The sequence below is a fragment of the Micropruina sonneratiae genome (genome assembly GCF_025972045.1).
Taxonomy (GTDB): Bacteria; Actinomycetota; Actinomycetes; order Propionibacteriales; family Propionibacteriaceae; genus Micropruina; species Micropruina sonneratiae.
Genome location: NZ_JAPDHX010000001.1, coordinates 529043 through 552940 on the forward strand (window position 1 = coordinate 529043; position 23898 = coordinate 552940).

Annotated in this window: 23 protein-coding genes; 7 read left to right on the plus strand and 16 right to left on the minus strand. The window is 71.6% G+C overall.

What is annotated here, in order from left to right:
- Positions 1-18 precede the first annotated feature (18 nt).
- From OIE40_RS16905 to trmB, 12 genes are all read right to left on the minus strand, one after another.
- Complete coding sequence (locus OIE40_RS16905) at positions 19-1152, minus strand: resuscitation-promoting factor (protein ID WP_319805194.1); 1134 nt, start codon at positions 1150-1152, stop codon at positions 19-21.
- Positions 1153-1405: 253 nt separating this feature from the next.
- A complete protein-coding gene (locus OIE40_RS02605) occupies positions 1406-2020 on the minus strand; it encodes a superoxide dismutase (RefSeq protein WP_264699810.1) in 615 nt (204 codons plus the stop codon).
- A 123-nt stretch (positions 2021-2143) separates the two neighbouring features.
- Positions 2144-2968, minus strand: coding sequence for an ECF transporter S component (locus tag OIE40_RS02610; protein ID WP_264699812.1), 825 nt, complete (start codon positions 2966-2968; stop codon positions 2144-2146).
- The gene (locus OIE40_RS02615; RefSeq protein ID WP_264699814.1) at positions 2965-4560 is read right to left on the minus strand and encodes an ABC transporter ATP-binding protein; all 1596 of its coding nucleotides are present in this window, start codon (positions 4558-4560) and stop codon (positions 2965-2967) included. The genes OIE40_RS02610 and OIE40_RS02615 overlap by 4 nt, the downstream gene beginning before the upstream one ends.
- Complete coding sequence (locus tag OIE40_RS02620; RefSeq protein ID WP_264699816.1) at positions 4551-5705, minus strand: energy-coupling factor transporter transmembrane protein EcfT; 1155 nt, start codon at positions 5703-5705, stop codon at positions 4551-4553. Before OIE40_RS02620 ends, OIE40_RS02615 begins: the two co-directional genes overlap by 10 nt.
- 5 nt (positions 5706-5710) lie before the next feature.
- Positions 5711-6598 (minus strand): hypothetical protein, encoded by an 888-nt coding sequence (locus OIE40_RS02625; RefSeq protein ID WP_264699818.1) that lies wholly within the window; start codon positions 6596-6598, stop codon positions 5711-5713.
- Complete coding sequence (locus OIE40_RS02630) at positions 6595-8166, minus strand: prenyltransferase/squalene oxidase repeat-containing protein (RefSeq protein WP_264699820.1); 1572 nt, start codon at positions 8164-8166, stop codon at positions 6595-6597. Before OIE40_RS02630 ends, OIE40_RS02625 begins: the two co-directional genes overlap by 4 nt.
- Before the next feature lie 211 nt (positions 8167-8377).
- Entirely contained in the window at positions 8378-9472 is a 1095-nt protein-coding gene (locus tag OIE40_RS02635) for a prenyltransferase/squalene oxidase repeat-containing protein (protein ID WP_264699821.1), read from the minus strand.
- 97 nt (positions 9473-9569) lie between these two features.
- Positions 9570-9965 (minus strand): hypothetical protein, encoded by a 396-nt coding sequence (locus OIE40_RS02640; protein ID WP_264699822.1) that lies wholly within the window; start codon positions 9963-9965, stop codon positions 9570-9572.
- A gap of 50 nt (positions 9966-10015) precedes the next feature.
- Positions 10016-10639 (minus strand): class I SAM-dependent methyltransferase, encoded by a 624-nt coding sequence (locus OIE40_RS02645; RefSeq protein ID WP_264699823.1) that lies wholly within the window; start codon positions 10637-10639, stop codon positions 10016-10018.
- Positions 10636-11451, minus strand: a complete 816-nt coding sequence (gene truA / locus OIE40_RS02650; RefSeq protein ID WP_264699824.1) for a tRNA pseudouridine(38-40) synthase TruA — start codon at positions 11449-11451, stop codon at positions 10636-10638. The genes OIE40_RS02645 and truA overlap by 4 nt, the downstream gene beginning before the upstream one ends.
- Positions 11448-12176 carry a tRNA (guanosine(46)-N7)-methyltransferase TrmB gene (gene trmB / locus OIE40_RS02655; protein WP_264699826.1) on the minus strand — a complete coding sequence of 243 codons (729 nt, stop codon included), beginning with the start codon at positions 12174-12176 and terminating at the stop codon, positions 11448-11450. The genes truA and trmB overlap by 4 nt, the downstream gene beginning before the upstream one ends.
- 161 nt (positions 12177-12337) lie before the next feature.
- Here trmB and OIE40_RS02660 point away from each other — a divergent pair, with 161 nt between their 5' ends.
- The 3 genes from OIE40_RS02660 (at position 12338) to OIE40_RS02670 (ending at position 13829) form a co-directional block, all read left to right on the plus strand.
- A complete protein-coding gene (locus OIE40_RS02660; protein WP_264699827.1) occupies positions 12338-12748 on the plus strand; it encodes a YccF domain-containing protein in 411 nt (136 codons plus the stop codon).
- A 209-nt stretch (positions 12749-12957) separates the two neighbouring features.
- Positions 12958-13554, plus strand: a complete 597-nt coding sequence (locus OIE40_RS02665) for a hypothetical protein (protein ID WP_264699829.1) — start codon at positions 12958-12960, stop codon at positions 13552-13554.
- On the plus strand, positions 13548-13829 hold the full coding sequence (locus OIE40_RS02670) for a DUF559 domain-containing protein (protein WP_264699830.1): 282 nt from the start codon (positions 13548-13550) through the stop codon (positions 13827-13829). The genes OIE40_RS02665 and OIE40_RS02670 overlap by 7 nt, the downstream gene beginning before the upstream one ends.
- 87 nt (positions 13830-13916) lie before the next feature.
- Here OIE40_RS02670 and OIE40_RS02675 read toward each other — a convergent pair whose 3' ends face one another.
- Positions 13917-15977: an elongation factor G-like protein EF-G2 gene (locus tag OIE40_RS02675; RefSeq protein ID WP_264699831.1), complete on the minus strand. Its 2061-nt coding sequence runs from the start codon at positions 15975-15977 to the stop codon at positions 13917-13919.
- 158 nt (positions 15978-16135) lie between these two features.
- Here OIE40_RS02675 and OIE40_RS02680 point away from each other — a divergent pair, with 158 nt between their 5' ends.
- Complete coding sequence (locus OIE40_RS02680) at positions 16136-16825, plus strand: hypothetical protein (protein WP_264699832.1); 690 nt, start codon at positions 16136-16138, stop codon at positions 16823-16825.
- Positions 16826-17042: 217 nt separating this feature from the next.
- On the opposite strand, the gene OIE40_RS02685 is transcribed toward OIE40_RS02680, so the two are convergent.
- Genes OIE40_RS02685 through OIE40_RS02695 form a run of 3 tightly spaced genes read right to left on the minus strand, consistent with a single transcriptional unit; the run spans position 17043 to position 21296 of the window.
- Positions 17043-17996 (minus strand): asparaginase, encoded by a 954-nt coding sequence (locus OIE40_RS02685; RefSeq protein ID WP_264699833.1) that lies wholly within the window; start codon positions 17994-17996, stop codon positions 17043-17045.
- 10 nt (positions 17997-18006) lie between these two features.
- Positions 18007-19242 (minus strand): bifunctional glycosyltransferase family 2/GtrA family protein, encoded by a 1236-nt coding sequence (locus tag OIE40_RS02690; protein WP_264699835.1) that lies wholly within the window; start codon positions 19240-19242, stop codon positions 18007-18009.
- Between the two features lie 5 nt (positions 19243-19247).
- Positions 19248-21296: an ArnT family glycosyltransferase gene (locus tag OIE40_RS02695; RefSeq protein ID WP_264699836.1), complete on the minus strand. Its 2049-nt coding sequence runs from the start codon at positions 21294-21296 to the stop codon at positions 19248-19250.
- Positions 21297-21507: 211 nt separating this feature from the next.
- Here OIE40_RS02695 and rplM point away from each other — a divergent pair, with 211 nt between their 5' ends.
- From rplM to glmM, 3 genes are read left to right on the plus strand one after another with little or no spacing between them, the layout of a single operon-like run.
- On the plus strand, positions 21508-21951 hold the full coding sequence (rplM, locus tag OIE40_RS02700; protein WP_264699838.1) for a 50S ribosomal protein L13: 444 nt from the start codon (positions 21508-21510) through the stop codon (positions 21949-21951).
- Complete coding sequence (gene rpsI, locus OIE40_RS02705; protein WP_264699840.1) at positions 21948-22481, plus strand: 30S ribosomal protein S9; 534 nt, start codon at positions 21948-21950, stop codon at positions 22479-22481. Before rplM ends, rpsI begins: the two co-directional genes overlap by 4 nt.
- Positions 22482-22488: 7 nt before the next feature.
- Entirely contained in the window at positions 22489-23841 is a 1353-nt protein-coding gene (gene glmM / locus OIE40_RS02710) for a phosphoglucosamine mutase (protein WP_264699845.1), read from the plus strand.
- Positions 23842-23898 lie beyond the last annotated feature (57 nt).

Sequence of the window (23898 nt, forward strand, 5' to 3'; positions counted from 1 at the left end):
TTGGTGGATCGGTGGTTCTCAGGCGGCGTGGGCGCAGCCCCAAGGGCCGAGGCCCGCGCTGGCGTAGTAGCGGTTGGCGACGGTGATCTGCTCGGCCCGGCTGGCCAGGTCGGCGCGCGGCGCGAAGTCGGCACCGCCGTTGGCGAGCCAGGACGCCGTGGCGAACTGCAGCCCGCCGTAGTAGCCGTTGCCGGTGTTGATCGACCAGTTGCCGCCGGATTCGCACTGCGCGATCCGGTCCCACATGGCGGCCCGGGCCAGGTTCAGCCCGGCGCCACTGTTCCCGCTGGGGGCGCTGGTGGTGGTTGTGGTGGTGCTGGGCCGGGACTTGGTGCCGACCTTTACCTGCGCGCTCACCGGCTTGACCACGACCACGCGCTTGAGGATCTTCTTCTTGACCCGCTCGCCGTTGACGTTGGTGTACTCGAACGTCACCGTCGCCTTGCCGTTGCGGCCGGTCTTGACCACCTTCGTCTGGCCCTTGTAGAGCGACTTGGTGTTGGTCCGGACGGTGGAGTACTTCACCTTCTGGGTGACGGTCTTGGTGCCGGTGACCACGCGGTCGAGCTGGATCTTCAGCCCCTCGGCGACCTCGGCGTCGAGACCGGGCTTGATCCGGTCGTCGACGCTCATCGACAGGCTCTGGTCGCCGAGCAACTCGGCGACGGTGCCGGCCGTGGTGGTGACCTTCCTGGTCTTGCCCGCCACCGTGAGGGTGACCTTCTTGGGGGTGGTCACGTCGACGGTGAGCCCCTCGCGTCCGATCGCGAACGAACGCGAGACGGAGAAGTCGGCGCCGCTCAGGCCGCGCACCTGCGCGGTGTCGAGGGCGCCGTCCAGCGTGGTGGCGGTGGTGTAGAACTCGGTGGGCTTGCCGTCGACCATCAAGGTGACCTTGCGGGCGTACTGCACCTGAATGGTGCTGCCGTCGGTGACCGGCGAGTCGACGGAGGGGAACACCAGGTCGCGCTCGCCCACCTGGACGCCATTGGCGCTCAGCACGTCGCCGACGGTTCCGGCGAAGGTGTTGGTGGTCGTGGTCGTGCCCTCCACGTTGAGGGTCACCGACTTGTCGAGCGAGGCGGCGGTGACGGCACCGCCGGCGAGGACGACCGCACCCGCCAGCGCAGTCAGCTTGGTGGTCCAAATCACAGGTGAGAGCTCCCGATAGCAAAGGATTTGCGGTGGGTTGTTGAGAACAACCTGAGAAACAGTGTCCCTCAACCTGAGAAACGAAGCAAATCCTCTCAGGGAGGCTTGCGGAGGGGGCTGCAGAGGTGCTAGTCGGAGCCGATTTCAGCGCGGGGTGCCTCCACCCGCTGGGTGGGACGGGGCCCGCGCAGGTGTGCGCGGGTGGACATGCCGACGGCCCCCGGCGCGATGCCGGGGGCCGTCGGTCGTTCGATCAGAACAGGCCGGAAGAGGCGGCCTGCGCCTTGGTGAAGCGCTCGGTGACGTCGGCCCAGTTGACCACGTTCCACCACGCCTTCACGTAGTCGCCCTTGACGTTGAGGTACTGCAGGTAGAAGGCGTGCTCCCACATGTCGAGCTGCAGCACGGGCAGCTGGCCGGCCGGCAGGTTGCCCTGCTGATCGAACAGCTGGTTGATGTTGAGCCGCTTGCCCAGGGTGTCCCAGACCAGCATCGACCAGCCCGAGCCCTGGATGCCGTTGGCCACCTCGTTGAACTGCTTCTGGAAGCCGTCGAACGAGCCGAAGAACTCGTCGATCGCGGCTGCGATCTCGCCCTCTGGGCGGCCGCCGCCGTCGGGGGACATGTTCTTCCAGAACACCGAATGGTTGACGTGTCCCCCGAGGTGGAAGGCCAGGTCCTTCTCGAGCTTGTTGATCGACGCGAAGTCGCCGCTCTCACGGGCCGCGGCCAGCTTCTCCAGCGCGGTGTTGGCACCGGCGACGTAGGTGGCGTGGTGCTTGTCGTGATGAAGCTGCATGATCTGGCCGGAGATGTGCGGCTCGAGGGCGCCGTAGTCGTAATCGAGGTCCGGCAGCGTGTAGGTCATCGAGTCTCCTTCGTGGGTGGCTGTGTGGATCAGGGCCGTTGTCAGCCCCAACCTGCCTCTTGGCCACTCTATTCCGAACGTCGCGAAGCGAAAGCCCCCGTCCGGGCGTAGGTCCCCTCCGCCTCAGGACGCCACGGCCGCCGCGGGGGCGTCCGGCGCGTCCGGGTCCGCGGAGGCCACGGACGCCGCCGCCGGAGCGAAGTCGGCCCGCCGGGCCGAGCGCCGCAGCAGCCGCAGCAGGGCCGGCCCGGCCAGGGCGATCAGCACCGCGTTGGTGATCGCCCGGCCCAGGTTCCAGCCCATCGACGTGGCGATGTTGTACAGCACGAAGCGGTGCAGGTTCTCCAGCGGGCCCAGGGTGGCATCGAAGGAGATGCCGGTGTCGTTGCCGACACCGAACGGCCAGAACGCGAAGTCCATCACCCAGCCGTACGCGAAGGCCGACACCGCACCGTAGCCGGCCAGCAGCCACACCTCGGCGCGTCCGCCGGCCCGGGGCAGCAGCCCGGCGAACAGCCCCACGAATCCCGCGGCCAGCATCTGGTACGGCAGCCACGGCCCCACCCCGGAGGTGATCAACGCCGAGGTGAACAGCGTGATCGCCCCGAGCGCGAAGCCGAAGCCGGCACCGAACACCCGGCCGGCCAGGATCAGGACGAAGAAGACGAGCTCGAAGCCGGCCGTCCCGGCACTGAGCGGCCGCAGGATGGTGCCGACCGCCGCCAGCACGCCCAGCATCGCCAGTTGCCGGGCGTCCATCCGCCCGCCGGCCACCTCGGACAGCACCACCGCCAGCACCATCGGCAGCACCAGCGCGAACACGATCGGCGCCTGCTCGGGTTGCATGCCCGACTCGGGACGCAGGAACAGCGGCCAGCCGAACGCCACGGTGCCGATCACCAGGGCCACGGCGACGGCCAGCGGTACCCGGGCGCGCGAGCCGGTCACGACAGTCCCCGGGCGACGTCGTCGGGGGTGAGCACCTCGACGGGCGCGAACACCTTGGCCATCTGGGGAGCGTAGGCGGGCGACGAGGTGAGCACCTCGGTGGTGGTGCCGTCCGCGATCACCTCGCCGTCGGCCATCAGCACCGTGCGGGTGCTGGTCGCGGCGGCGAACTCGACGTCGTGGGTGCTGATCAGCACCGCCTCGCCACGGGCCGCGAGGTCGGTCACGATGCGGCGCAGTTCGGCCTTGGCGCGGTAGTCGAGGCCGCGGGTCGGCTCGTCGAGCAACAGCACCGGCGGCCGGGCGGCCAACTGGATGGCCAGCACCAGGGCCAGCCGCTGGCCCTCGGAGAGATCCCGCGGGTCACGCTCGGGCGGCAGGTCCACCCCGAGTTCGGCCAGCAGCGCGGCTGCCGTTCCCGGTTCGGCGTCGCTCTCGGCGTCCGCCTGGGCGCACTCGGCGCCGACGCTGGGCAGATAGAGCAGGTCGACCGCGGTCTGGGGCACCAGGGTCACCAGTCGGCGGGCCTCGGCGGCACCCAGCCGCCGCGGGTCCTGGCCGCGCACCTCGATCGCACCCGAGCAGCTCAGTGCGCCCTGCAGCGCCCACAGCAGCGACGACTTCCCCGCGCCGTTGCGGCCCAGCAGGCTGGTCACCGTGCCCTCGGCCAGCTCGAGGTCGACCCCGTTCACCGCCACCAGGTCGCCGTACCGCACCTCGACGCCGCGGGCCGACAGCGCCACCGGCTCGGTGGGCACCGTCGCCGGGCTCACCGCGGCGGGCCGCAGCCCCTGGGCCTGCGCGCGGCGCCGGGCGAGACGCACGCTGAGCGGCACCTCGGCCCAACCCACCTCACGCGCCAGCGCGGCCAGCGGCGGGGTGATCGTGGACTGGGCGAGGACGGCGCCCGGCGGCCCGTGCAGGGCGCTGCCGTCACCGCGCAGCCACAGCACCGAGTCGGCGGCCTGCATCACCCGCTCGAGCCGGTGCTCGGCGAGCACCACCGTCAGGCCGACGTCGTGCACCAGGGTGCCGATCGCCGCCAGCACGTCCTGGGCGGCGGTGGGGTCGAGCGCCGAGGTCGGTTCGTCCAGCACCAGGATGCGCGGCTGGGCGGCGAGCACCGCGGCGATCGCCACCCGTTGCTGCTGGCCGCCGGACAGTTCGGTCAACGGACGTCGGCGCAGGTCGGCGATCCCCATCAGGTCCAGCGTCTCCTCGACCCGCTTGCGCATGGCGGTCGGTGCGATGCCCAGCTGCTCCATCCCGTAGGCGATTTCGTCCTCGACGGTGTCGGTCACGAAGCCGCGCAGCGGATCCTGCCCGACGTAGCCCACGACGTCCGCCAGGTCGCGTGGACGGTTCTGCGCGGTGTCGCGGCCGTCGACCAGGACGCGCCCGGTCAGCGTCCCACCGGTGAAATGTGGCACCAGGCCGTTGATGGCCCCCAGCAGGGTCGACTTGCCCGTCCCGGTCGCACCGATCACCAGGCACAGGTCGCCCTCGGGCAGCTCGAAGCTGATGTCGTCGAGGGTGGGCCGCTCGGCGTCGGCGTAGGTGACGCCGACCCGGTCGAACGAGATCACCGCCATGTCGGCTCCGGCTCGGCCTGGGCGCGCAGCAGCCGCACCCGGGTGTCGTTGCGGGTTGATTCGACGGTGGCCGCCCGCCTCGGCCGGGTCAACGGCAACGGCGCCAGCACCAGCGCGACGACCAGCAGCATCGGCAGGGTGAGGGTCGGCCATTGCAGCGGATCGGTGCTCGGGCTGAGGGCCAGCGGATCGAGCAGCACCACCAGAGCCGGGCTCATCGTGTCCGGGTCGAGCCAGCCGACGCCCAGCACCAGCACCGCCGCCAGCACCCCCGATGCGGCGATCAGCGTCTCGGTGAACCGCCAGGGCAACGGCCGGTAGGTGGTCACCCGCAGCCGCGCTCCGGCGGCCCGCAGGCCCAGGCCCCCACCGATCATCCCGAGTACCAGCAGCCAGGCACCGGTCTGCCAGAACGGGCTGCCGAGCAGCAGGAAGACGCCGAGCGTCGCGGCGGCCGACGAAATCAGCATCACCGGCAGGGTGCCGGCCGTCGGCAGGCCGCGGGTGCGGCCGAAGCCGCGGGCCTCCATGCCGGCGGCGAGCGCCAGCGACCGGTCGATCGCGTCGGCCAGCACCGGCATGGCGATGGTGCCCAGCGCGCGCAGGGTCGCGGTCGAGTCGCCCCGCAGGCGGCGCGCACGGCGCACCCGGGCGATGCTCTCGATCAGCTGCGGGGCGACGCTCAGCGCGATCACCACCGCGACGGACGCCTCGTACAGGGCCGCCGGCACCGAGCGCAGCGCCTGCCTCGGGTTGGCCAGGGCGTTGGCGGCGCCGACGCACAGCAGCATGACCGCCAGTCGGAACGCCTCGTACAGGGTGCCGGTGATCGCCTCGGCGGTGACCGGCCCGCCCAGCGTGATGCCCGCGGCCCATTCCGGCAGCGGGATCTGGGGCAGGGTGAACAGCACCGTCTCGCCCGTGGAACCCCCGAGCAGGATGCGGAAGAACAGCCGCATGCCGATCACGAACAGCGCCAGGATCAGGTACGCCCGCACCGAGCGTGCCCAGGGCGCCTCGCTGCGGCGCAGCATCACCACCACGACCATCGCGGTGGCGATCAGTGCGAGCAGCAGGGGGTTGGTGGTGCCGCTGACGGCGATTCCGATGCCGATCGCCCAGCACCACCAGGCCCAGGGGTGCACGCTGCTCAGAGTTTCCGTCCCTTCAGCAGCCACCAGCCGCCGAGACCGCCGGCGGCGGCGACGACGGTCACGCCGGTGACGATGACGCCGACCGGGCTGCCCGGGCTCGAACCGTCGGCCGTGCCGGCTTGCTCCTGGGCGACCGTGGCGTCCGATCCGGCGGTGGCCCGGGTCGCCTCGGGCGAGGTCGATGTCTGCGGGCTCGCCGTGTCCGTCGCGGTGGCCGACGCCGTCGCGGTGGCGCTCCGGGTCGCCTTGGAACTGCTCGTCTTCGTCGCCTTCGCCGACGCGCTCGCCCTGGTCGAGGCGCTGCTGGTGGTCGAGGGCTTGGCCGAGGTGCGGCCCGGCTTGCTGGTCTTGGTGGTCTTGGTGGTCTTGGTCGGCTTGGGGGTGGGGGTCTCCTCGGTGTTGCTCGGCGGCGACGCCTGCGGCGGCGTCTTCGGGTCGCTGATCAGCACGTAGCGCCAGCCCTCGGCATCGCCCTGTTTCGGCGTGTAGCTGGTCGCGCCCAGGGTGGAGTAGGTCCAGGCGTTGTAGCCGCCGTTGCCGTCGGCGGCCGCGTGCCAGTACGACCAGTACGCATTGTTGATGTTGGCCTTGGACGGCTTGCCGGAGATCGTGTAGACGAACCCTTCGTCGGTCGTGGGCTCGAAGCCGGCGCTGCGCAGCGCGGTCAACCCGGTGGTGTAACTGACCGCGCACCTGCGGGCGACGCCGCCGCCGAGCGAGCCGTAGTCGACCACCACCCACACCCCACTGCAGGACGCCGCGCGCGGCAGGCCGGTGACCGCCGCGACCCGGCTCTGCGCGGGTTGGGCGATGCCCGCCGCGGCAGGTGCGCCGGCGCCGGCGACCAGGGTCGCCAGCGCCAGTGCGATGAGGCGCTTCCTCACTTGACGACCTTCGCGGTGGCCTTGGAGGTCTTGGCCACGGTCTGCAGGCCGCTTCCGCTGGCTGTCACCTTGACGGTGATCGTCTTGCCGATGTCGGACTTGGTCAGCTTGTAGGTGGTCTTGGTCGCCTTCGAGATGGCCTTGCCCGAGCGGTACCACTGCAGCTTCAGCGTCGGCTTCGGCGTCCAGGTTCCCGGCTTGGCGGTCAGCGTCTTGGTGTACTTCGCGGTTCCCGAGATGGTCGGGGTCGGGCTGCTGGAGTACCCGGCCGGCGGGGGCTTCAGGGCCGAGGTGGACGAGAACCCGCCGTAGTACCAACCCTCTGCGGCCCCCTTCTTGGGCGCCGACTGGGCGGCGCCGACGTTGTAGGACTGCCATTCGCCCCAGCTGCCGTCGGGGTTGGGGTTGGCGTACCAGTAGCCCCAGTACTTCGACCAGGTGGCGTCGAGGTTGTACGGGTAGCCGTTGATCCGGTTCACGAAGCCGTTGTCGTCGCCGACGGTCAGCCCGGCGCTCTTCAGCGCCTTCAGGCCGGTTCTGTACGAGGTGGCGCAACGCGTCGTCGCCTGGCCGTTGCCGCGGTCGACGACCACCCACACGCCGGTGCACGACGTGCTGGACGCCGGCAGCGACGCCGGGTTGGCCGCGCACGAGCTCAGGTCGATCGAGACGTCCAGGGCGGTCTTCCCGCTGAGCAGCAGCAGGGCGTTGGCGGTGGTCATCGCGTCGGATGCGGTGCCGGCGTCCAGCGAGTTGGGGAAGCCGCCGTCCTCGTGCTGCACCGACCCGAGCCAGGTCTTGGCGTTGTCGACGTTCTCGCCCGCCGCCTCCAGCGCCGAGCCGAGCAGGCCGGTGGAGTCGACCGGGGAGTAGGCCTCCCAGTAGCCGTCGTCGGTCTGGTTGTCCTTCGCCCAGCCGACGGCGGACGCGACCTGCGGGTCGAGTTCACCGATGGCGTCGAGGGCGACCAGGCTCAGCCCCGTGGTGTCCGGGTCGGCGGTGAAGGTGCCCTCGAAGGTGTAGCCGAAGGCTCCGCTGTCGTCCTGCTGGCTGAGCAGGTTGGTCAGCATCGTGACCGGGATGGACTGGGCCTTGCCCTTGTCCAGCGCGATGATGCCGAGACTCTGGCTGAAGGCCGACTTGCTGGGGCCGATCTGGCCGTCGGCGGGCAGATCCTGCTTGACCAGCGTGAGCAGGTCGTAGCCGGCGAACGCGCGCGGGTTGAGCCCGAGCGCCGTGACCGCGATCGCCATGTTGGCGGCCCGGGCCTGGTTGACGTCCCCGTCCTCGTTGAACAGGTATCCCTTGGCCTTGTTCTCCAGGCGCTGCGCGAGTCGGCGCAGGGTGGGGGCGTAGCTGCAGTCCCCGGTGCTGGCCAGGCCCAACGCCGTGGTGATCGCGATTCCGGCCCCGGCGTCCGGGCTGGGCAGGTTGGTGACCAGGTAGTTGGCCGCCTTCGCCGCGTCCGGTTCCGCCGCGGCGGCGGTCGGTGCGGACGCGATCAGGGCGGACGCCGCGAGGGCGGCCGCAGCCCCGACGGCCAGCGCGCGCGTGAGTGGTCGTTGCATCTGGATCCTTCTCTCGGGTGGGCACCGAGCGGACTCCGGACGGGGTGAACCGGGCTCCCCTGCGTGCCACGACAGGTGATGACGAGCCGGAGGCCGTCCAGGCATTCCGGCTTCACCATTGCTGGTGTCACGGTTGCGGGTCAGCCCCGGATTCGCACCGGGTTCCCCTGCGCGGGCTCAGGTGGGCGACAGCCTAGCCCCGTTTCCCCGGTCAGGATGTGCGGTTCCGGGAGGATGCGACCCCCATCGCACCCAGGGTGACCAGCAGCAGCCCGCCGGCGACCCAGCCGACCGTCGGATCCGTGCCGCTGGGGGTGGCCACCAGCGGCTCGTCGGTGGCGGGCTGCTCGCCCGGCTGCTCGTCCGGCGACGCGGTGCGGCCGAGCGTGAGGTAGGTGGTTCCGGTCAGGGCGAAGATGCCCTGCTGGGTGGCGAGCAAGTTCGCCTCGTCGTCGGTGCCGGTGGTCAGGGCGCCCGAGTCGAGTTGCTGCGAGACGACGTACTCGGCGGCCTTGGTGGCCTGCGCCGTGCCGGTCACGAACAGCGAACCCACCATGCCGGTGGAGTTGACCGGCGAATAGTTCTGCCACGAACCGTCCTCGGTCTGGGTGGCTGCGAGCCAGCCCAGGGCATCGGTGGCGGCGTCGACGGCTGCCTCGGTACCCGCGGCCTGCAGCCCCAGCACCGCCAACGCGCTGCTGTCGGGGTCGGCGGCCGGGCAGTCGCCGTCCTTGGCGAACGGGTAGGTGCTGCAACCGAAACCGCCGCCCTCGGCGCCGTCGCGCGGCTCCTGGTAGGTGAGCAGGTAGGTGACCATCGGCTCGGGCACCTGCTGGCCGTTGCGGGCCAGGGCCACCATGGCGAGGCCGGAGGCGAACGGACCGGGCCACGCGCCGAACGCCCCGTCGGCGCCGATACCGGCGGTGATCTGGGCGAGCAGGTCGACGCCGCCGAAGTCGGTGGCCGATTCGCCGGTGGCCGCGGCCACCAGGGCCAGCTTGGCTGCGCCCGAGTCGCCCCCGGCGTCGGGCTTGACGTAATCGGCCGCCCCCGTCTTCAGGAAGTCCAGGATGCCGGCCACGTCGGCGTCGTACTTCGGGTCACCGGTGGCGACCAGGGCCAGCAGCGAGTCCGCCGCCGAGCCGGGCTCGCCGTAGGGTGCCGCCGCGTCGGCCCCGAAGGTCGAGACGATGTAGTCGGCCGCCTTGAGGGCTTCGGGCCCGGCGGCCCGGGCGATGCCGGCCAGGGGGCCGGCGGTCAACAGCAGGGTGACCAGCAGCAGCGCGGACAGTCGAAGGTGGGTCATGGCCGATCCTTTCCCAGGTCTTGTCACCCTAACCGAACAGGCACGCCCGGTGAGGGGCGTGCCTGTTCGGTCGGTCGTGGGCGCGAAGCGTAGCTCCTCAGCCGATCGGCTCCTCGCCGGCCTCCTCGGCCTTCGCGGCGGCCGCCTCGGCGGCGTCGGAAGTCGCTTCCGTGACACCGTCCACCGCGTCGGCGGCGGCCTCCTTGGCGGCGGCCAGGTTGTCCTGGGCTGCGGCCGCGGCGTCGTCGAGCGGGGCGCTGGTGTCGTCGAACCCGCCGTCGAAGTGGTCCTTGATGCTCTCGAAGGCTTCACTGCCCTTGTCGAGGGCGCTGTCGGCGAACCCCTTGATGTTGTCGCCGGCGTCGGAGGCGAACTCCTTCACGTTGTCGAAGGCGTCCTCGGCGAACTCACGGACCTGGTCGCCGACCTCCTTCGCCTTGGCCACCAGGCCGTCGAAGAAGGTGTCGTCGCCGCTGGCGTTGTCGTCTGCCACGTCGTTCTCCTTGGTCGTGTGGGCAGCGGGTCTGGCCCAACGCGCCAAGACTAGGCACCTGGGGCGTCACCGGGAAGGACGCCGGGGCGCGCAACCGCGAAGACGCGGAAACCCTTCGCGCTGGCCGTTCGTGCGCAGGCCCACCCGGACTCGACCAGCCAGCGCTGCAGTGAGTCGGCGCCCAGGTTGCGGCCGACCACCAACCGGGCCACGCCGTCGTCGGCGAGCCGCGGCAGCCAGGTCGACAGCAGGTCGTGCAACGCCTGCTTGCCGATCCGGATCGGCGGGTTCGACCACAACTCGTCGTAGCGGACGCTCGGGTCGGCCCCCTCCGGGGTGAGGGTGTTGACCCGGTCACCCACGCCGTGGGCCGCCGCGTTGTCCGCGCACAGGGCCAACGCGCGCGGGTTGACGTCGACGGCGTCCACCACGGCCCCGGGGCAGGCGCTCGCCAGCGCGACGGCGAGCACTCCCCAGCCGCAGCCCAGGTCGAGCAGCCTGGACGCCCCGGCCGGCGGTGGCGCCGACCGCAGCAGGACGGCGGTGCCCAGGTCGAGGCCGTCGGCGGAGAACACCTCGTTGGCGGTGGTGAACGTCCAGTCGGTGTCCCAGAACCGGGCGGTGATCGTGCGGCGCTTCTCGGGGGCCGACGGCTCGGCGAAGTAGTGGCTCACTGGGAGGTCTCCAAACTGCGGACGGCGCGGGCCGCCAGCGCGCGGGCGGCCAGTTCGCGATCCGGCGGGTAGCCGACCTCCTCCAGGGTCAGGCCACCGGCCGGCATCACCCGCACCTCGGCGGCCCGCTGCCCGGCGTCCAGCAGGCCGACGAGCCAGTCGGGCTCGCGGCGTCCGGTGGCGACGGCGACCAGCGCCCCGACCAGGGAGCGCACCATGGAATGGCAGAACGCGTCGGCCAGGACGGTGATCTCGGCCACGTCGTTCCAGGCCCGGCGGGCCGACAGCTGCAGCAGGTTGCGAATCGTGGTGGCTCCCTCGCGCTGCTTGCAGAAGGCGGCGAAGTCGTGCAGGCCGAGCAGCCGCGGGGCGACCGCGTTGATCCGCTGCAGGTCCAGCTCGGCGCGCAGCACGGTGGTGTGGATGCGCAACAGCGGGTCGGGCACCGAGTCGGCGATCCGGTACACGTATCGTCGCCAGATGGCTGAGAACCGGGCGTCGAAGCCGGGCGGTGCGATGCCGACCCGGCGGACGACCACGTCCGGGGGTAGCACGTTGCGCAGCTTGTAGGAGAGGTCGGCGACCATCCGGTCCGGATCGGCCGGGTCGGGAATGTCCACGTGGGCGACCTGTCCGCGGGCGTGCACCCCCGCGTCCGTGCGACCGGCACAGGTCAGGGTGACCGGCTCGGTGAGCCGCAGCACCCGCGGGATCCAGGCCTCCAGCTCCTCCTGGACGGTGCGCAGCCCGCGCTGCCCGGCCCAGCCATGGAACTCGGTGCCGTCGTAGGCGATGTCGAGCCGCAGCCTCACTGCCTGACCCCTTCCCGGATGCCGTAACACAGGTCGCGGATGGCGCGGCCGGCCGCGATCCCCTTGGCTTCGTAGCGGCTGTGTGGTCGATCCTGCCAGCGCGGCGCCCAGCCGTCGAAGCGGTTGACCAGCGCGGGCTCGGCGTCCAGCACCGCACGGATGGCCTCGGCGTAGCCGGGGTCGTCGGTGGCCAGCCGCCACACCCCGTCGGCGGCCAGCTTGCGAGCGGCGAGGGCGGCGAAGGCCGGCGAGACCAGCCGGCGCTTGTGGTGCCGCTTCTTCGGCCACGGGTCGGGGAAGAAGGTCCACAACTCGGCCAGGGCGGCGTCCGGGATCAGGGTGGTGAGGCCCTCGACACCGTTGGCCACCACCACCCGCACGTTGTCTACGCCGGCCCGGGCGCACTTCGACAGGGTGCTGGCCACCGCCGGCTCGAAGACCTCGAAGGCGACGTGGTTGCGTTCGGGGTGCAGGGCCGCGACTGCTGCGATCACGTCGCCGGTGCCGCCGCCGACCTCGACCACCAGTGGAGCCCGGCGGCCGAAGGCGTCCGCCCAATCGAGGTGGGCGTCGGGGGCGACCGACGTGCTGCGTTGGCCGGTCGGCACCCGCAGGACCCAGTCGGCATGGTCGCGCCAGGCCTTCTCCTGGCTGGGATTCATCCGGGCGCTGCGCCGGACGAACGACACCACCTCGCGCTGCACCACCGGCCGCGCGTCACCCATGACGATCAGCCTAGCCAAGCCGCGGGGGTGCCCGGACGTCCCTGCACCGTCGCCCTGGAACGACCCTGAACACCCGCCGCCGAAGGCCGGGCTCGCTGAGGGGTCGGTCACACTGGAGATGCGGCGCACCCCCGCGCGCCCACGAAAGGTTCCCGACACCCATGCGCACCCTGTTGAACATCATCTGGCTGATCTTCGGCGGCCTGTGGCTGGCACTCGGCTACTTCTTCTTCGGTCTGATCGCCTGCATCTTCATCGTCACCATCCCCTTCGGCATCGCGTCGTTCCGGATGGCCACCTACGCGTTGTGGCCGTTCGGCAAGACGATCATCCGTAGGCCCGGCGCCGGTGCCGGCTCGGCGATCGGCAACATCATCTGGTTCCTGGTGGCCGGGCTGTGGCTCGCGATCGGCCACCTCACCACCGCGGCCGCCCAGGCCATCACCATCGTCGGGATCCCGCTCGCCATCGCCAACATCAAGATGATCCCCGTCACCTGCGTGCCGTTGGGCAAGGAGATCGTCGACAACCGGAGCATTCCGGCCGGCTACCAGAACGTGTACTCCTTCTGATCGGTCCGATCTCACGAAGGGCCCGGGCACTCGCCCGGGCCCTTCGTCGTCGGTGGCCCTGAGAACGGTGCACTCGTCCGCGGCCCTGGAAGCGTCTGCGCCTCGGCCTGCACTGCGAGCGGTCGACGAGTGCACCGTTTTCAGGATCGCCGTCGAAGAAGTCGGGTCGACCACTCACAAAACGGGGTCCGAAATGTGCTTTCTAGGTCATGGAAGCCATCGAACAGTTGCTGGGCGCCCAGGGCGGGGTCCTGCTGCGTCGCCAGCACCGTGAACTCGACCGCCAACTCGATCATTGCCTGCGGCAGGGGCGCCTGCACGCCCTGCTGCCCGGCGTCTACACCGCCGCCGAGCCGGGCTGGGAGGTCCGGATCCGGGCAGCCGCGGCGTACCGGCCCGACGGGGTGCTGACCGGTGCGGCCGCGGCCAGGCTGTCGTGGTGGCCGGACTGCCCGATCACCGCGGTCTCCACGGCCCTCGCGCACGGCCGGGTGGCGGCCCGCCGGCACGGCTTCGCCTGGGAGCGGCGCAGCATCCCGCCCGATCTGGTGACCTTCCGCGACGGGGTGGGGATGGTGCGACCCGCGCTGTCCGTGCTCGACCTGATTCCGGCGTTGGGCGGACGGGTGATCGATGAGGCGCTGCGCCGCCGGGCGGTGCTACTGCCACACCTGTGGAACGCCTTCGACCTGCACCCCGTCGCCGGGGCAACGACCTGCGGCGCACCCTCCTGGAGGACTCGCGCGATTCGCCCTGGTCAGAGGCCGAACGTGATGCCCCCCGACTGCTCCGCTCAGCCGTGCTGACCGGCTTCCGCACCAACCACCGCGTCGAGGCCGGCGACGCGGTCTACTGCGTCGACATCGCCTACCCCCAGCCGCGGGTGATCGTCGAGATCGACGGCTGGAAGTACCACCGGGGGCGTGCCTCGTTCGTGCAGGACCGATGGCGGTATTCGAGGCTGGCCGCGGCCGGGTGGGCCGTCCTGCCGTTGGCCGCCGAGGCGCTGACGACCGACCCCGAGGCCGTGGTCGAACTGGTGCGCACCGCCCTGGTGGACCGGGGTTGGCGCCCGTCCTGAAAACGGTGCACTCGTCGCCGGCCGGTGCGCGGGCTCAGGCGGGGCCGGGCCGGAGGCGGTCGAACGAGTGCACCGTTGTCAGGGTCGCTACTTGCGGTACTTGGCCAGCAGCTGCGACGGCAGCAGTTCGTAGCCGTGGAAGTCACGGGTGAACGACCCGGAGCCGTGTGCGATGCCGCGCAGGTCGATCGCGTAGCGGGCCAGTTCGGCCTGCGGGACCAGCGCCTTCACCACCGCCTTGCGGCCGACCTGGTCCGAGCCGAGCAGCTGCCCACGGCGTCCGGACAGGTCGGTCATCACCGGTCCCAGGTACTCCTCGCCGACGGTCACGGTGACCAGGTCCAGCGGCTCCAGCAGCGCCACCGCGCCGTCGTTCGAGGCCGCCTCCTTGATCGCTAGCGCACCGGCCATCTGGAAGGCCATGTCGGAGGAGTCCACCGAATGCGCCTTGCCGTCGTAGAGGGTGACCCGGACGTCGACCATCGGGTAGCCGGCGAAGACGCCCTTCTCCAATTGGTTGCGGATGCCCTTCTCGACCGACGGGATGAACTGCCTCGGCACCGCGCCGCCGACCACCTTGTCGACGAACTCGAAGCCGGCGCCGCGATCGAGCGGCTCGACCTCGATGTTGCACACCGCGTACTGGCCGTGCCCGCCGGACTGCTTCACGTGCCGGCCCATCGCGGTGGCCGCACCGGTGAACGTCTCGCGCATGGGGATCTTGAGTTCCTCCTGCTCGACCCGGACGCCGTAGCGCTCGACGAGCCGGCCCAGCAGCAGGTCGGCATGCGCCTGGCCTGTCGTCCACAGCACCAACTGGTCACCGGCGCCGCGGTCGAGCCGGACGCTGGAATCCTCGACCGCGAGTCGCTGCAGGGCGCCGGCGAGCTTGTCCTCGTCGTTGCGGGTGGCCGCCCTGATGGCCAGTGGCAGCAGCGGGTCGGGCAGCGGCCAGGCCTCCACCACGCCGGGCCGGTCCTTCGCCGACAGGGTGTCACAGGTCTCGGCGGTGCCCAGCTTGGGCAGCAGCACGATCTCGCCGGCGATGGCCTGCTGGCGGGGCTTCAGCTCGGTCCCGACGGCGCCCTGGATCAGCCCGATCCGCTCCTCGTTGTCGTGGTCGGGATGGGCGGAGTCCTCGCGGCCCACCCAGGACCGGTGACCGGACACGTGAACCACGTCGTCGGAGTGCAGGGTGCCCGAGAAGATCCGCACCATCGACAAGCGGCCGGCGAACGGGTCGGTGGTGGTGCGGATCACCTGGGCCACCAGCGGCGCCGACGGGTCGCTGTCGGGCTGCGGCAGAACCTCGCCGTCGGTGGTGGTGAGCGGCGGGTTCGGGTGCATGCCCGGGGTCGGGAAGCCGTGTTCGATGAGACGGAGCAGTTCCTCGATGCCGACGCCCGTGCCCGTCTGCACCGGAACGACCGGGAACAGGTTGGCCGTGGCCACCGCCTTCATCAGGTCGTCGAGCAGGTCCTGGAGCGAAAGATGCTCGTCATCCTCGAGGTAGCTGTCCATCAGGCCCTCGTCCTCGGCCTCGGCGATGATCGACTCGATCAGCGGGCCCCGGTAGGCCTCCACCTGGTCGTCGTGGGCGTTCAGGGTGCGCGACACCGGCTCGCCGGCGGAGTAGTCGTGCTCCTCGAGGCTGAGCAGGCCGATGTTGCCGACCACCTGGCCCGGCCCGGCGTAGGTGGGCACGTGGGTCGGCCGGACGCCGTCGCCGAAGACGGCCTGGCACTGCTCGACCGAGTCGTCGAAGTCGGCGTGCCCGGCGTCCAGTTTGGTGAGCACGATCACCCGCGGCAGGTTCGCCTCGCGGCACTCCTCCCACAGCGCCTGCGCCGCCCCGTCGATGTCGTCGGCGGCCGACAGCACGAAGATCGCGGCGTCGGCGGCCCGGATGCCGGCCCGCAGTTCGCCGACGAAGTCGGGATGCCCTGGGGCGTCCAGCAGGTTGACCACCACGTCACCGGTGGCGAAGGAGGCGACGAACAGCTGGGCGGCGCGTTCGGCGTCCTCCTTCTCGCCGCGATAGCCGGGCACCCTCGCCTTGAGCAGTTGTTCGAAGAGCGTCGTCTTGCCGGACCCGGCGTTCCCGATCAGGACGACGTTCCGTACGCCGTCGGGGGAGTCAACCTGCATGTCCGCGTTCACCGTTGAACCCATGGCCCTACCTAACACCTGCGCGAGGCGGCCCGCAAAGAGTTGGCCGAATCGGTCCCGGTGCCCCGCGGGGATGTCCCGGACGGCGCGCCGGGCAGGGCTAGGGTGAGGGTACGCACCCCCGTAGTGGAGGCTCCATGGACATCGTGCTGGCCCTGTTGAGAACGCTGGTCTTCGTGGTTGCGACGGTGGCCGCCACCGTCTACATCGGACGCCGGATCGGCCGCGGCCGCCCCCTGCTGTGGGCGGGGACGACGTTGCTCGCCCTGCACTGGTTGATCGGCTTCGGCTGGACGACCTACCAGGCCGGCTCACCCGCCAACGCCGAGGCGAGCGCCGGCTGGGTCACCTGGACCGGCTATCTGTTGCCGTTCCTGGCGGCACTGGCCTACATCTGGGGCATCGGCCAGGCAGCCGGGTTCCCGGCCCGCACCCCCGAGCCCGCGAAGGTGGCGGCCCAGGCCGGGGCCGCTGTGGGTGCACAGGGCGGTGAGAGCACCGCCGAGCCGGCGACCACGCAGCCCGCGCAGCCCGCCGCGCCGCCGAGCACCGCCGGGATGCGGGGCAGTGGGGGAGCGGTGGCCGCCCCGCCCACCACGAGCACGCCCGCCCAGCCCGCCGGGCGAAGCCGGCAACGGCCGCCCGGACTGGGCGTGCCGCACGCGGTGCCGGTGGTGATGACCCCGTCGTCGACGAGCCACCAGAGCCCGCCCGACCCCGATCCGGTCGTCGACCTGGGCCCCGAGCCCGACCAGCCCGCGGCCACCGACCCGTTGGGAACGGCGCAGCCGAGCGAGGATTCGCCCAAGGGCTCAGGTCAGAACTGAGCCCGGCCCCGCGGTTTGCCGTTCTCTGCAACGCCCAGTGGTTTCGGGAACGCCGACCACTTTCGTGTCACAACATGAGAGTAGGCGGGCTTTATGCGAGTAGTCGGCGTTGCAGAGAACGGACGCCCGGGCGGGAACGCGGCTGGACGTGCACGGTCCCGCCACCCGGCCGGCGCCGGGCTCAGCCAGCAGGTCTCGGGCTTGAGCGGCGCCGGGCTCAGATGTCGATCGGGATGACCGCGCCGACGACCTGCCCGCGGCCGTAGATCGGCATGTCCATCATCCGGGTGCGCAGCGGGGCATCCCCGAGCCACAGCCTGCGCAGCACCGCACCCATCACCACCGGACGGGCCCGGATGCCACCGTCGGCGATCTTCAGGGCGATCCCGCGGCCGTCCGGCAGGCCGGCGGCGTAGACGCCCTCGGCGCCGTCCTTGGCGATCATGCCCGGAATGCCGCGCATCAGGTCGGTGACGTCTCGCCCGGTGCCGCCGACCAGTTCGGGGTGGGCGCGCATGGCGTCCGCCACCTCCTTCTCGGCGCCCTCGGTGGCCGCCGCGAGCATGCCGTACATCCGCGCCAGGCCGACCAGGCTCACCCCGAGGGCCGGCGCGCCGCACCCGTCGATGGAGGTCCACGCGACGCGCATGCCGAAGCCGCGGATCGTCTCGATGACGGCCTGCTGGGTGGGGTGCCCACGGTTCAGGTAGGTCTCCAGCGGCCAGTCGTTGACCACGCAGGTGGCCAGCATCGCCGCGTGCTTGCCGGAGCAGTTCTGCGCCAGCGAACTGGGGCCGCGGCGTTCGGCGATCCACTCGTTGCGCTGGGCGTCCATCAGCGGCAGGTCCGGAGTGTTGCGCAGCGCCGACTCGTCCAGCCCCGCACCGTGCAACAGGTCGAGCACCGTCTGCAGATGCATCGGCTCGCCGGAATGGCTGGCGCAGGCCACCGCCAGCTGGTCGGACGGCACCTGCAGCCCGCACCGCACCATCGCCAGCGCCTGGATCGGCTTCAGCGACGAGCGCGGCAGGATGTTGGACTGGTAGTCGCCCCGGCTGTACGACACGGAGCCGTCGGCCCGGGTGACGACCACGATGCCGCGGTGGCTCGACTCGACGAAGCCGTTGCGGACCACCTGCGCCACCACGGGCGGATCGCCGACATTCACCACGGCGGGGAGTCTAGTGGTGCGATGCCCGCCGGCGCCCCAGCACAACGGTGAGCGCGGCGAAGCGGACGCCGGTGGCGACCGCGTTGGCCACCGCCAGCACCAGCAGCTCGACCCAGCGGGCGGCGTCCGGCGCTAGTTGGTGCAGCACCGCCAGCGACCCGCTGGTCAGCCCCAGCGCCACCGCGAACGCGGCCAGTCCGGTGGCGTGGTGGCCGAGCAGGCCACTGCGTCCGCGCACCCCGAAGGTGAACACCCGGTTGGCCGCGGTGTTGGCGACCGCCGTGACGGCGAGCGCGGTCAGGTTGGCCGTCTGGGCGTCCAGCATCAGCCGCAGCAGCAGGTAGAGCCCGACGTAGGCCAGCGTGGAGGCGACTCCGACCGCCGCGAACCGGACCAGCCGGCCGAGCAGCCCGGCCGGCACCCCTGGCACGGCTGCCGGCAGGGCCGGACGGCCCAGTTCGGCACGGATCGCCGCGACCGGGATGCGGCCGCTGCTCAGCCCGCGCAGCAGCCGCCACACCCCGCGCAGGTCCTCGGCGGCGGTCGCCGCCACGTCGACGGTGCTGCCCGGGTCGTCGATCCAGTCCACCGGTACTTCGTGGATGCGCAGCCCGGCTCGTTGCGCGAGGACGAGCAGTTCGGTGTCGAAGAACCAGTTGGTGTCCTCGACCAGCGGCAGCAACCGGTGCGCGACGTCGGCCCGCATCGCCTTGAAGCCGCATTGGGCGTCGCTGAACGACACCCGCAGCGCGCCCTTCAGGATGAGGTTGTAGGCGCGCGACACGAACTCGCGCTTCGGGCCGCGGACGACCCGCGAACCGACTGCCAGCCGGGTGCCGATCGCCACCTCGCTGTGGCCGCTGACCAGCGGCGCCAGCAGCACCGGCAGGGCGGCCAGGTCGGTGGAGAGGTCGACGTCGACGTAGCAGACCACATCGGCATCGCTGGCCAGCCAGACCTTCTTCAGCGCCCCGCCGCGGCCCTTGGCTTCCAGGTGCACCACCCGGACGCCGTCGAGTTCGGCCGCCAGCGCGCGGCCGATCGCCAGGGTGTCGTCGGTCGAGGCGTTGTCGGCGATCGTCACCAGGTGCGCGTAGGGCAGACAGGCGTCCAGGAAGGCGACCAGCCGGCGCACCGAGCGGGCCAGGTCGGCCGCCTCGTTGTACACCGGGACGACGATCTCCACCGTGGCTCGCGCCGCCTCGGAGATCCGGACGCCGCCGCGCCGGTCCTCGGTCATCGTCATCGCGCTCACCTGCCGCTCAGGTCGTAGACGGTGGTGCCGCCGGCGGTGGTCGCGGTGTAGTTCTGCTGCACCCAGTCGGCGATCTGCGATGCGACGTCGCTGCCGCCGTTCTGGCCGCCGAAGTTGCCGCCGCCGATGAAGTAGTGGATCTTTCCCTCGGCCACCCACTGCTGGAACTGCGCCAGTGTCGGGAACGGGTCGGAGCCGTTGAACCCGCCGATCGCCATCACCGCGTCACCGGTCGCCAACTGGTAGCTGGCGGCGTTCTGGGCACCGGTGGTGGCCGCCACCCAGGTGTAGTCGGCGGCGTCGGTCTCGAGCAGGCTGAGCAGGTCGGTGGAGACGGTGGTTCCGTTGAGCAGGCCGCCGCGCCCGCCTCCGGCGCCACCTGTGCCGCCGCCACCACCTGCCCCCCCGCCGCCACCGCGGCTGGGAGCGCCGCCACCGCCCCCGCCGCGACCGGGGCCGCGGCCGGTGGCCGACGAGCCGGACAACCCGCTGCTGGTCGGGCCCGCGGTCACGATCGAGCCGGTGTGCGGGGTGGCCGCGGTGTTCAGCGAGTACGCCGCCGGACCGGCCAGCGCGGCGACCACCGCCACGCTGAGTGCCGCCGTCTGCAGCGCCCGCGCCACCGCCGGGCCGAACAGGAACACCACCGCGCAGCCGGTCAGCAGCGCCGCCGCGACCAGCGAGACGATCAGGTACACGCCGCCGGCGACCGACGCCAGGGCGACCCCCCACGCACCGGTGGCCAGCGCCGCGACCGCCAACGCCACCCGGACCGGCCAGCCGCGCCGCCCCGCCCAGGCGACGCTGCCGCCGAGCGCCAGGGTGGCGCCGATCGCCGGGGCCAGCGCCACCGTGTAGTAGTCGTGGTAGATGCCGGCCATGAAGCTGAACACCAGCGTGTTGACCACCAGCCAGCTGCCGAACAGCAGCAGGGCGCCGGTGGTGCGGGTGCGGCCCGTCTCGGGCCCGCCGTGCAGCGCCGTGGCCCAGCCGCGGCGTCCGAGCAGCAGCAGCGCGACCACGCCCAGCAGCAGCGCCCCCGGGATCAGCCACGAGACCATCTCGCCCGACAGCGTGGTGAACATCCGCAACAGGCCGATGCTGCCCCAACGACCCGCCGAGCTGCCGACCGAGCCGGTCTCGTCGCCGTTCAACCGGCCGAGCCCGTTGTAGCCGAAGGTGAGTTCGAGGATCGAGTTGGTCTGCGAGCCGCCGATGTAGGGCCGCCACGACTGCGGGACCAGCTCGACGATCGCCACCCACCAGCCGAACGCCAGCACCATCGCCCCGAAAGCGGTCAGCAGGTCGACCAGCTTGCGGCGCCAGGACGCCGGGGCGGCCACCGCGTAGGCGAGCACCAGGGAGGGCAGGATGACGAACGCCTGCAGCATCTTGGCCAGGAAGCCGAGCCCGACCAGTGCCCCGGCCAGCGCCAGCCGGCCGCGCGAGGCGGTCTCGGCCGCGCGCAGGGTGAGCGCGGCGGCGGCCACGTAGCAGAACACCATCAGGGCGTCGGGGTTGTTGAACCGGAACATCAGTGTCGCCGCGGGGGTCAGCGCGAACGCCAGGGCCGCCACGACGCCGGCCCAGTGCGCCCGGGCCGGCGACCCGGAGCGCGCCAGCGAGCGGCGCACCGTGCCGTACAGGATCCACGCCGAGCCGACGCCGAGCAGCGCCTGCGGCAGCAGGATGCTCCACGAGCTGAGCCCGAAGATGCGCACCGAGAGCCCCATCAACCACAGGGCGGCGGGAGTCTTGTCGACGGTGATCGCGTTGCCGGCGTCCAACGAGCCGAAGAAGAACGCCTTCCACGACTCGGCGCCGGCCTGCACCGCTGCGCTGTAGAACGAGTTCGCCCAGCCGGAGGCCGCCAGGTTCCAGGTGTACAGCGCCGCCACGGCGGACAGGGTCAGCGCCAGGGAGACCAGCCGGGTGGAGCGGCGCAGGCCATGGCCGGGCGGCACCCTGCCGGAAGCGGTCGCGGCCGGAGGAGCGGACGCCCCGGCGTCCGCTCCGGCTGCTGCGTCGATGGCTGAAGCGGTCATGCTCTCAAGCGTCCGGACCGGTTCTGTCGCCCGGCTGGGGTCGCCCTGTGCCACCTCTGTGAGCCCCGTCACGCGCGTGAACGCCCGCCGCTGCACCGCGTTTTGACCCCGCCGGGGGCGGACGAGTAACCTTAATCGCTGTTGCGCTGTGGTCTGCCCGTGGCAGATCCCGCACTGACAGAACAGCTAACAATGGAAGTGGTCCACGAGCGTGTCTACGTACAGCCCCAAGCCGGGTGAAATCACCCGTAACTGGCATGTGATCGATGCCTCCGATGTCGTTCTCGGCCGGCTGGCGGTCACCGCCGCCACTCTGCTGCGGGGCAAGCACAAGGCGCAGTTCGCGCCGCACGTCGACACCGGTGACTTCGTGATCGTCGTGAACGCCTCCAAGATCGCGCTGACCGGCAACAAGCGGACGGCCAAGCTGGCGCACCGGCACTCGGGGCGTCCCGGCGGCCTGAAGTCCGTCCCCTACGGCGAGCTGCTCGACAAGGACCCGCGCGCCGCCGTCGAGCGTGCCGTGTGGGGCATGCTGCCCAAGAACAAGCTCAGCCGTCAGCTGCTCAGCAAGCTGAAGGTGTACGCGGGCCCCGAGCACCCGCACGCCGCGCAGCAGCCGCAGCCGTACCAGATCACCCAGATCGCTCAGTGAGAGCCGAAGGAAGCACCGTGACCGAGACCGTGGAGACCACCACCGAGGAGTTCGCTCCGTTCACCGACGGTGAGCGCGAGATCGCCTACCGCGCCGAGGCCGCGCCGTCGTCCGCCGCTCCGGGCGAGCGCCCCGCGGTGATCGGCCAGGCCGACGCCACCGGCCGCCGCAAGGAGGCCATCGCCCGCGTCCGGCTGACCCCGGGCACCGGCCAGTGGACGATCAACGGTCGCTCGCTCGAGGAGTACTTCCCGAACAAGCTGCACCAGCAGACCGTCAGCGAGCCCTTCGAGACCGCCGCGGTCGCCGGCTCCTACGACGTGGTCGCCAAGATCGTCGGCGGCGGCGTCACCGGCCAGGCCGGTGCGCTGCGCCTGGGCATCGCCCGGGCGCTGAATGCCGTGGACGCCGAGGCGTCCCGTCCCGCCCTGAAGAAGGCCGGCCTGCTGACCCGGGACGCCCGCGTCAAGGAGCGCAAGAAGGCAGGCTTGAAGAAGGCCCGCAAGGCGCCGCAGTACAGCAAGCGCTGATCGGCGCATGGCGCGCCTCTTCGGCACCGACGGTGTCCGCGGTCGGGCCAACGCCGAGCTGACCGCCGAACTGGCCCTCGATCTGGCCGTCGCCGCCGCCCACGTGCTGGGCGAGGCGGGGGTGTTCGAGGGCCGTCGGCCGTTCGCGCTCGTCGGTCGCGACACCCGCGCCTCGGGCGAGTTCCTCGAGGCGGCGGTGGTGGCCGGGCTCGCCTCGGCCGGCGTGGACGTGGTCCGGCTGGGGGTCATCCCCACCCCCGGGGTCGCCTACCTGACCGCTGCGCTGGACGCCGACCTCGCCGTGATGTTGTCGGCCAGCCACAACCCGATGCCGGACAACGGCATCAAGTTCTTCGCCCGCGGCGGCGTGAAGCTCGACGACGACGTCGAGGACGCCATCGAGCAGCGGCTGGGCGAGTCCTGGGAGCGGCCGATCGGGGCCGCCGTCGGACGGGTCCGGGACGACCTCGGCGCCGTCGAGGGCTACATCGCCCACCTGGTCGCCAGCCTGGGCCAGGACGCCTCCCTCGCCCCGCTCAAGGTCGTCATCGACACCGCCAACGGGGCAGCCTCGCTGACCGCGCTGGCCGCCTTCGACGCACAGGGCGCGACGGTGATCCCGTTGCACGCCGAACCCGACGGACTCAACATCAACGACAACTGTGGCTCGACCCATCCCGAGTCGCTGCAGGCCGCGGTGGTCGAGCACGGCGCCGACCTGGGCATCGGGCTCGACGGCGACGCCGACCGCTGCCTCGCCGTGGACGCCACCGGCGCCATGGTCGACGGCGACCAGATCCTGGCCATCCTGGCGCTGGCGATGAAGGAGGACCACGCGCTGCACAGCGACACCGTGGTCGGCACGGTGATGAGCAATCTGGGCTTCATCATCGCCATGCGCGAGCACGGCATCCGGGTCGACACCGCCAAGGTGGGCGACCGGTACGTGCTCGAGTCGATGAACGCCAACGGCTTCACCCTGGGCGGCGAGCAGTCCGGGCACGTGATCATGAGCGAGTTCGCCACCACCGGCGACGGGGTGCTGACCGCGTTGCACCTCGCGGCCCGGATGGCCCGTACCGGCAAGCCGCTGGCCGAGCTGGCCTCCGTGATGACCCGGCTGCCCCAGGTGATGATCAACGTGCCCAACGTCAACAAGGTGCGGGCCGGTCTCGACCCGGTGCTGAACTCCGCGGTGACGGCGGCGTCACGCGAACTGGGTGATACCGGGCGGGTGCTGCTGCGTCCGTCGGGGACCGAGCCGCTGGTGCGGGTGATGGTCGAAGCCGCCAGCCACGAGCAGGCGCAGCAGGTCGCCGAACGGCTCGTCGCGGTGGTGCAGGACCGGCTGGCCCTGTAGCGCTCGGGTGCCTGCCGGTCGGCACACCCGCGGCCGCAGATTTCCCAAATTATCGTC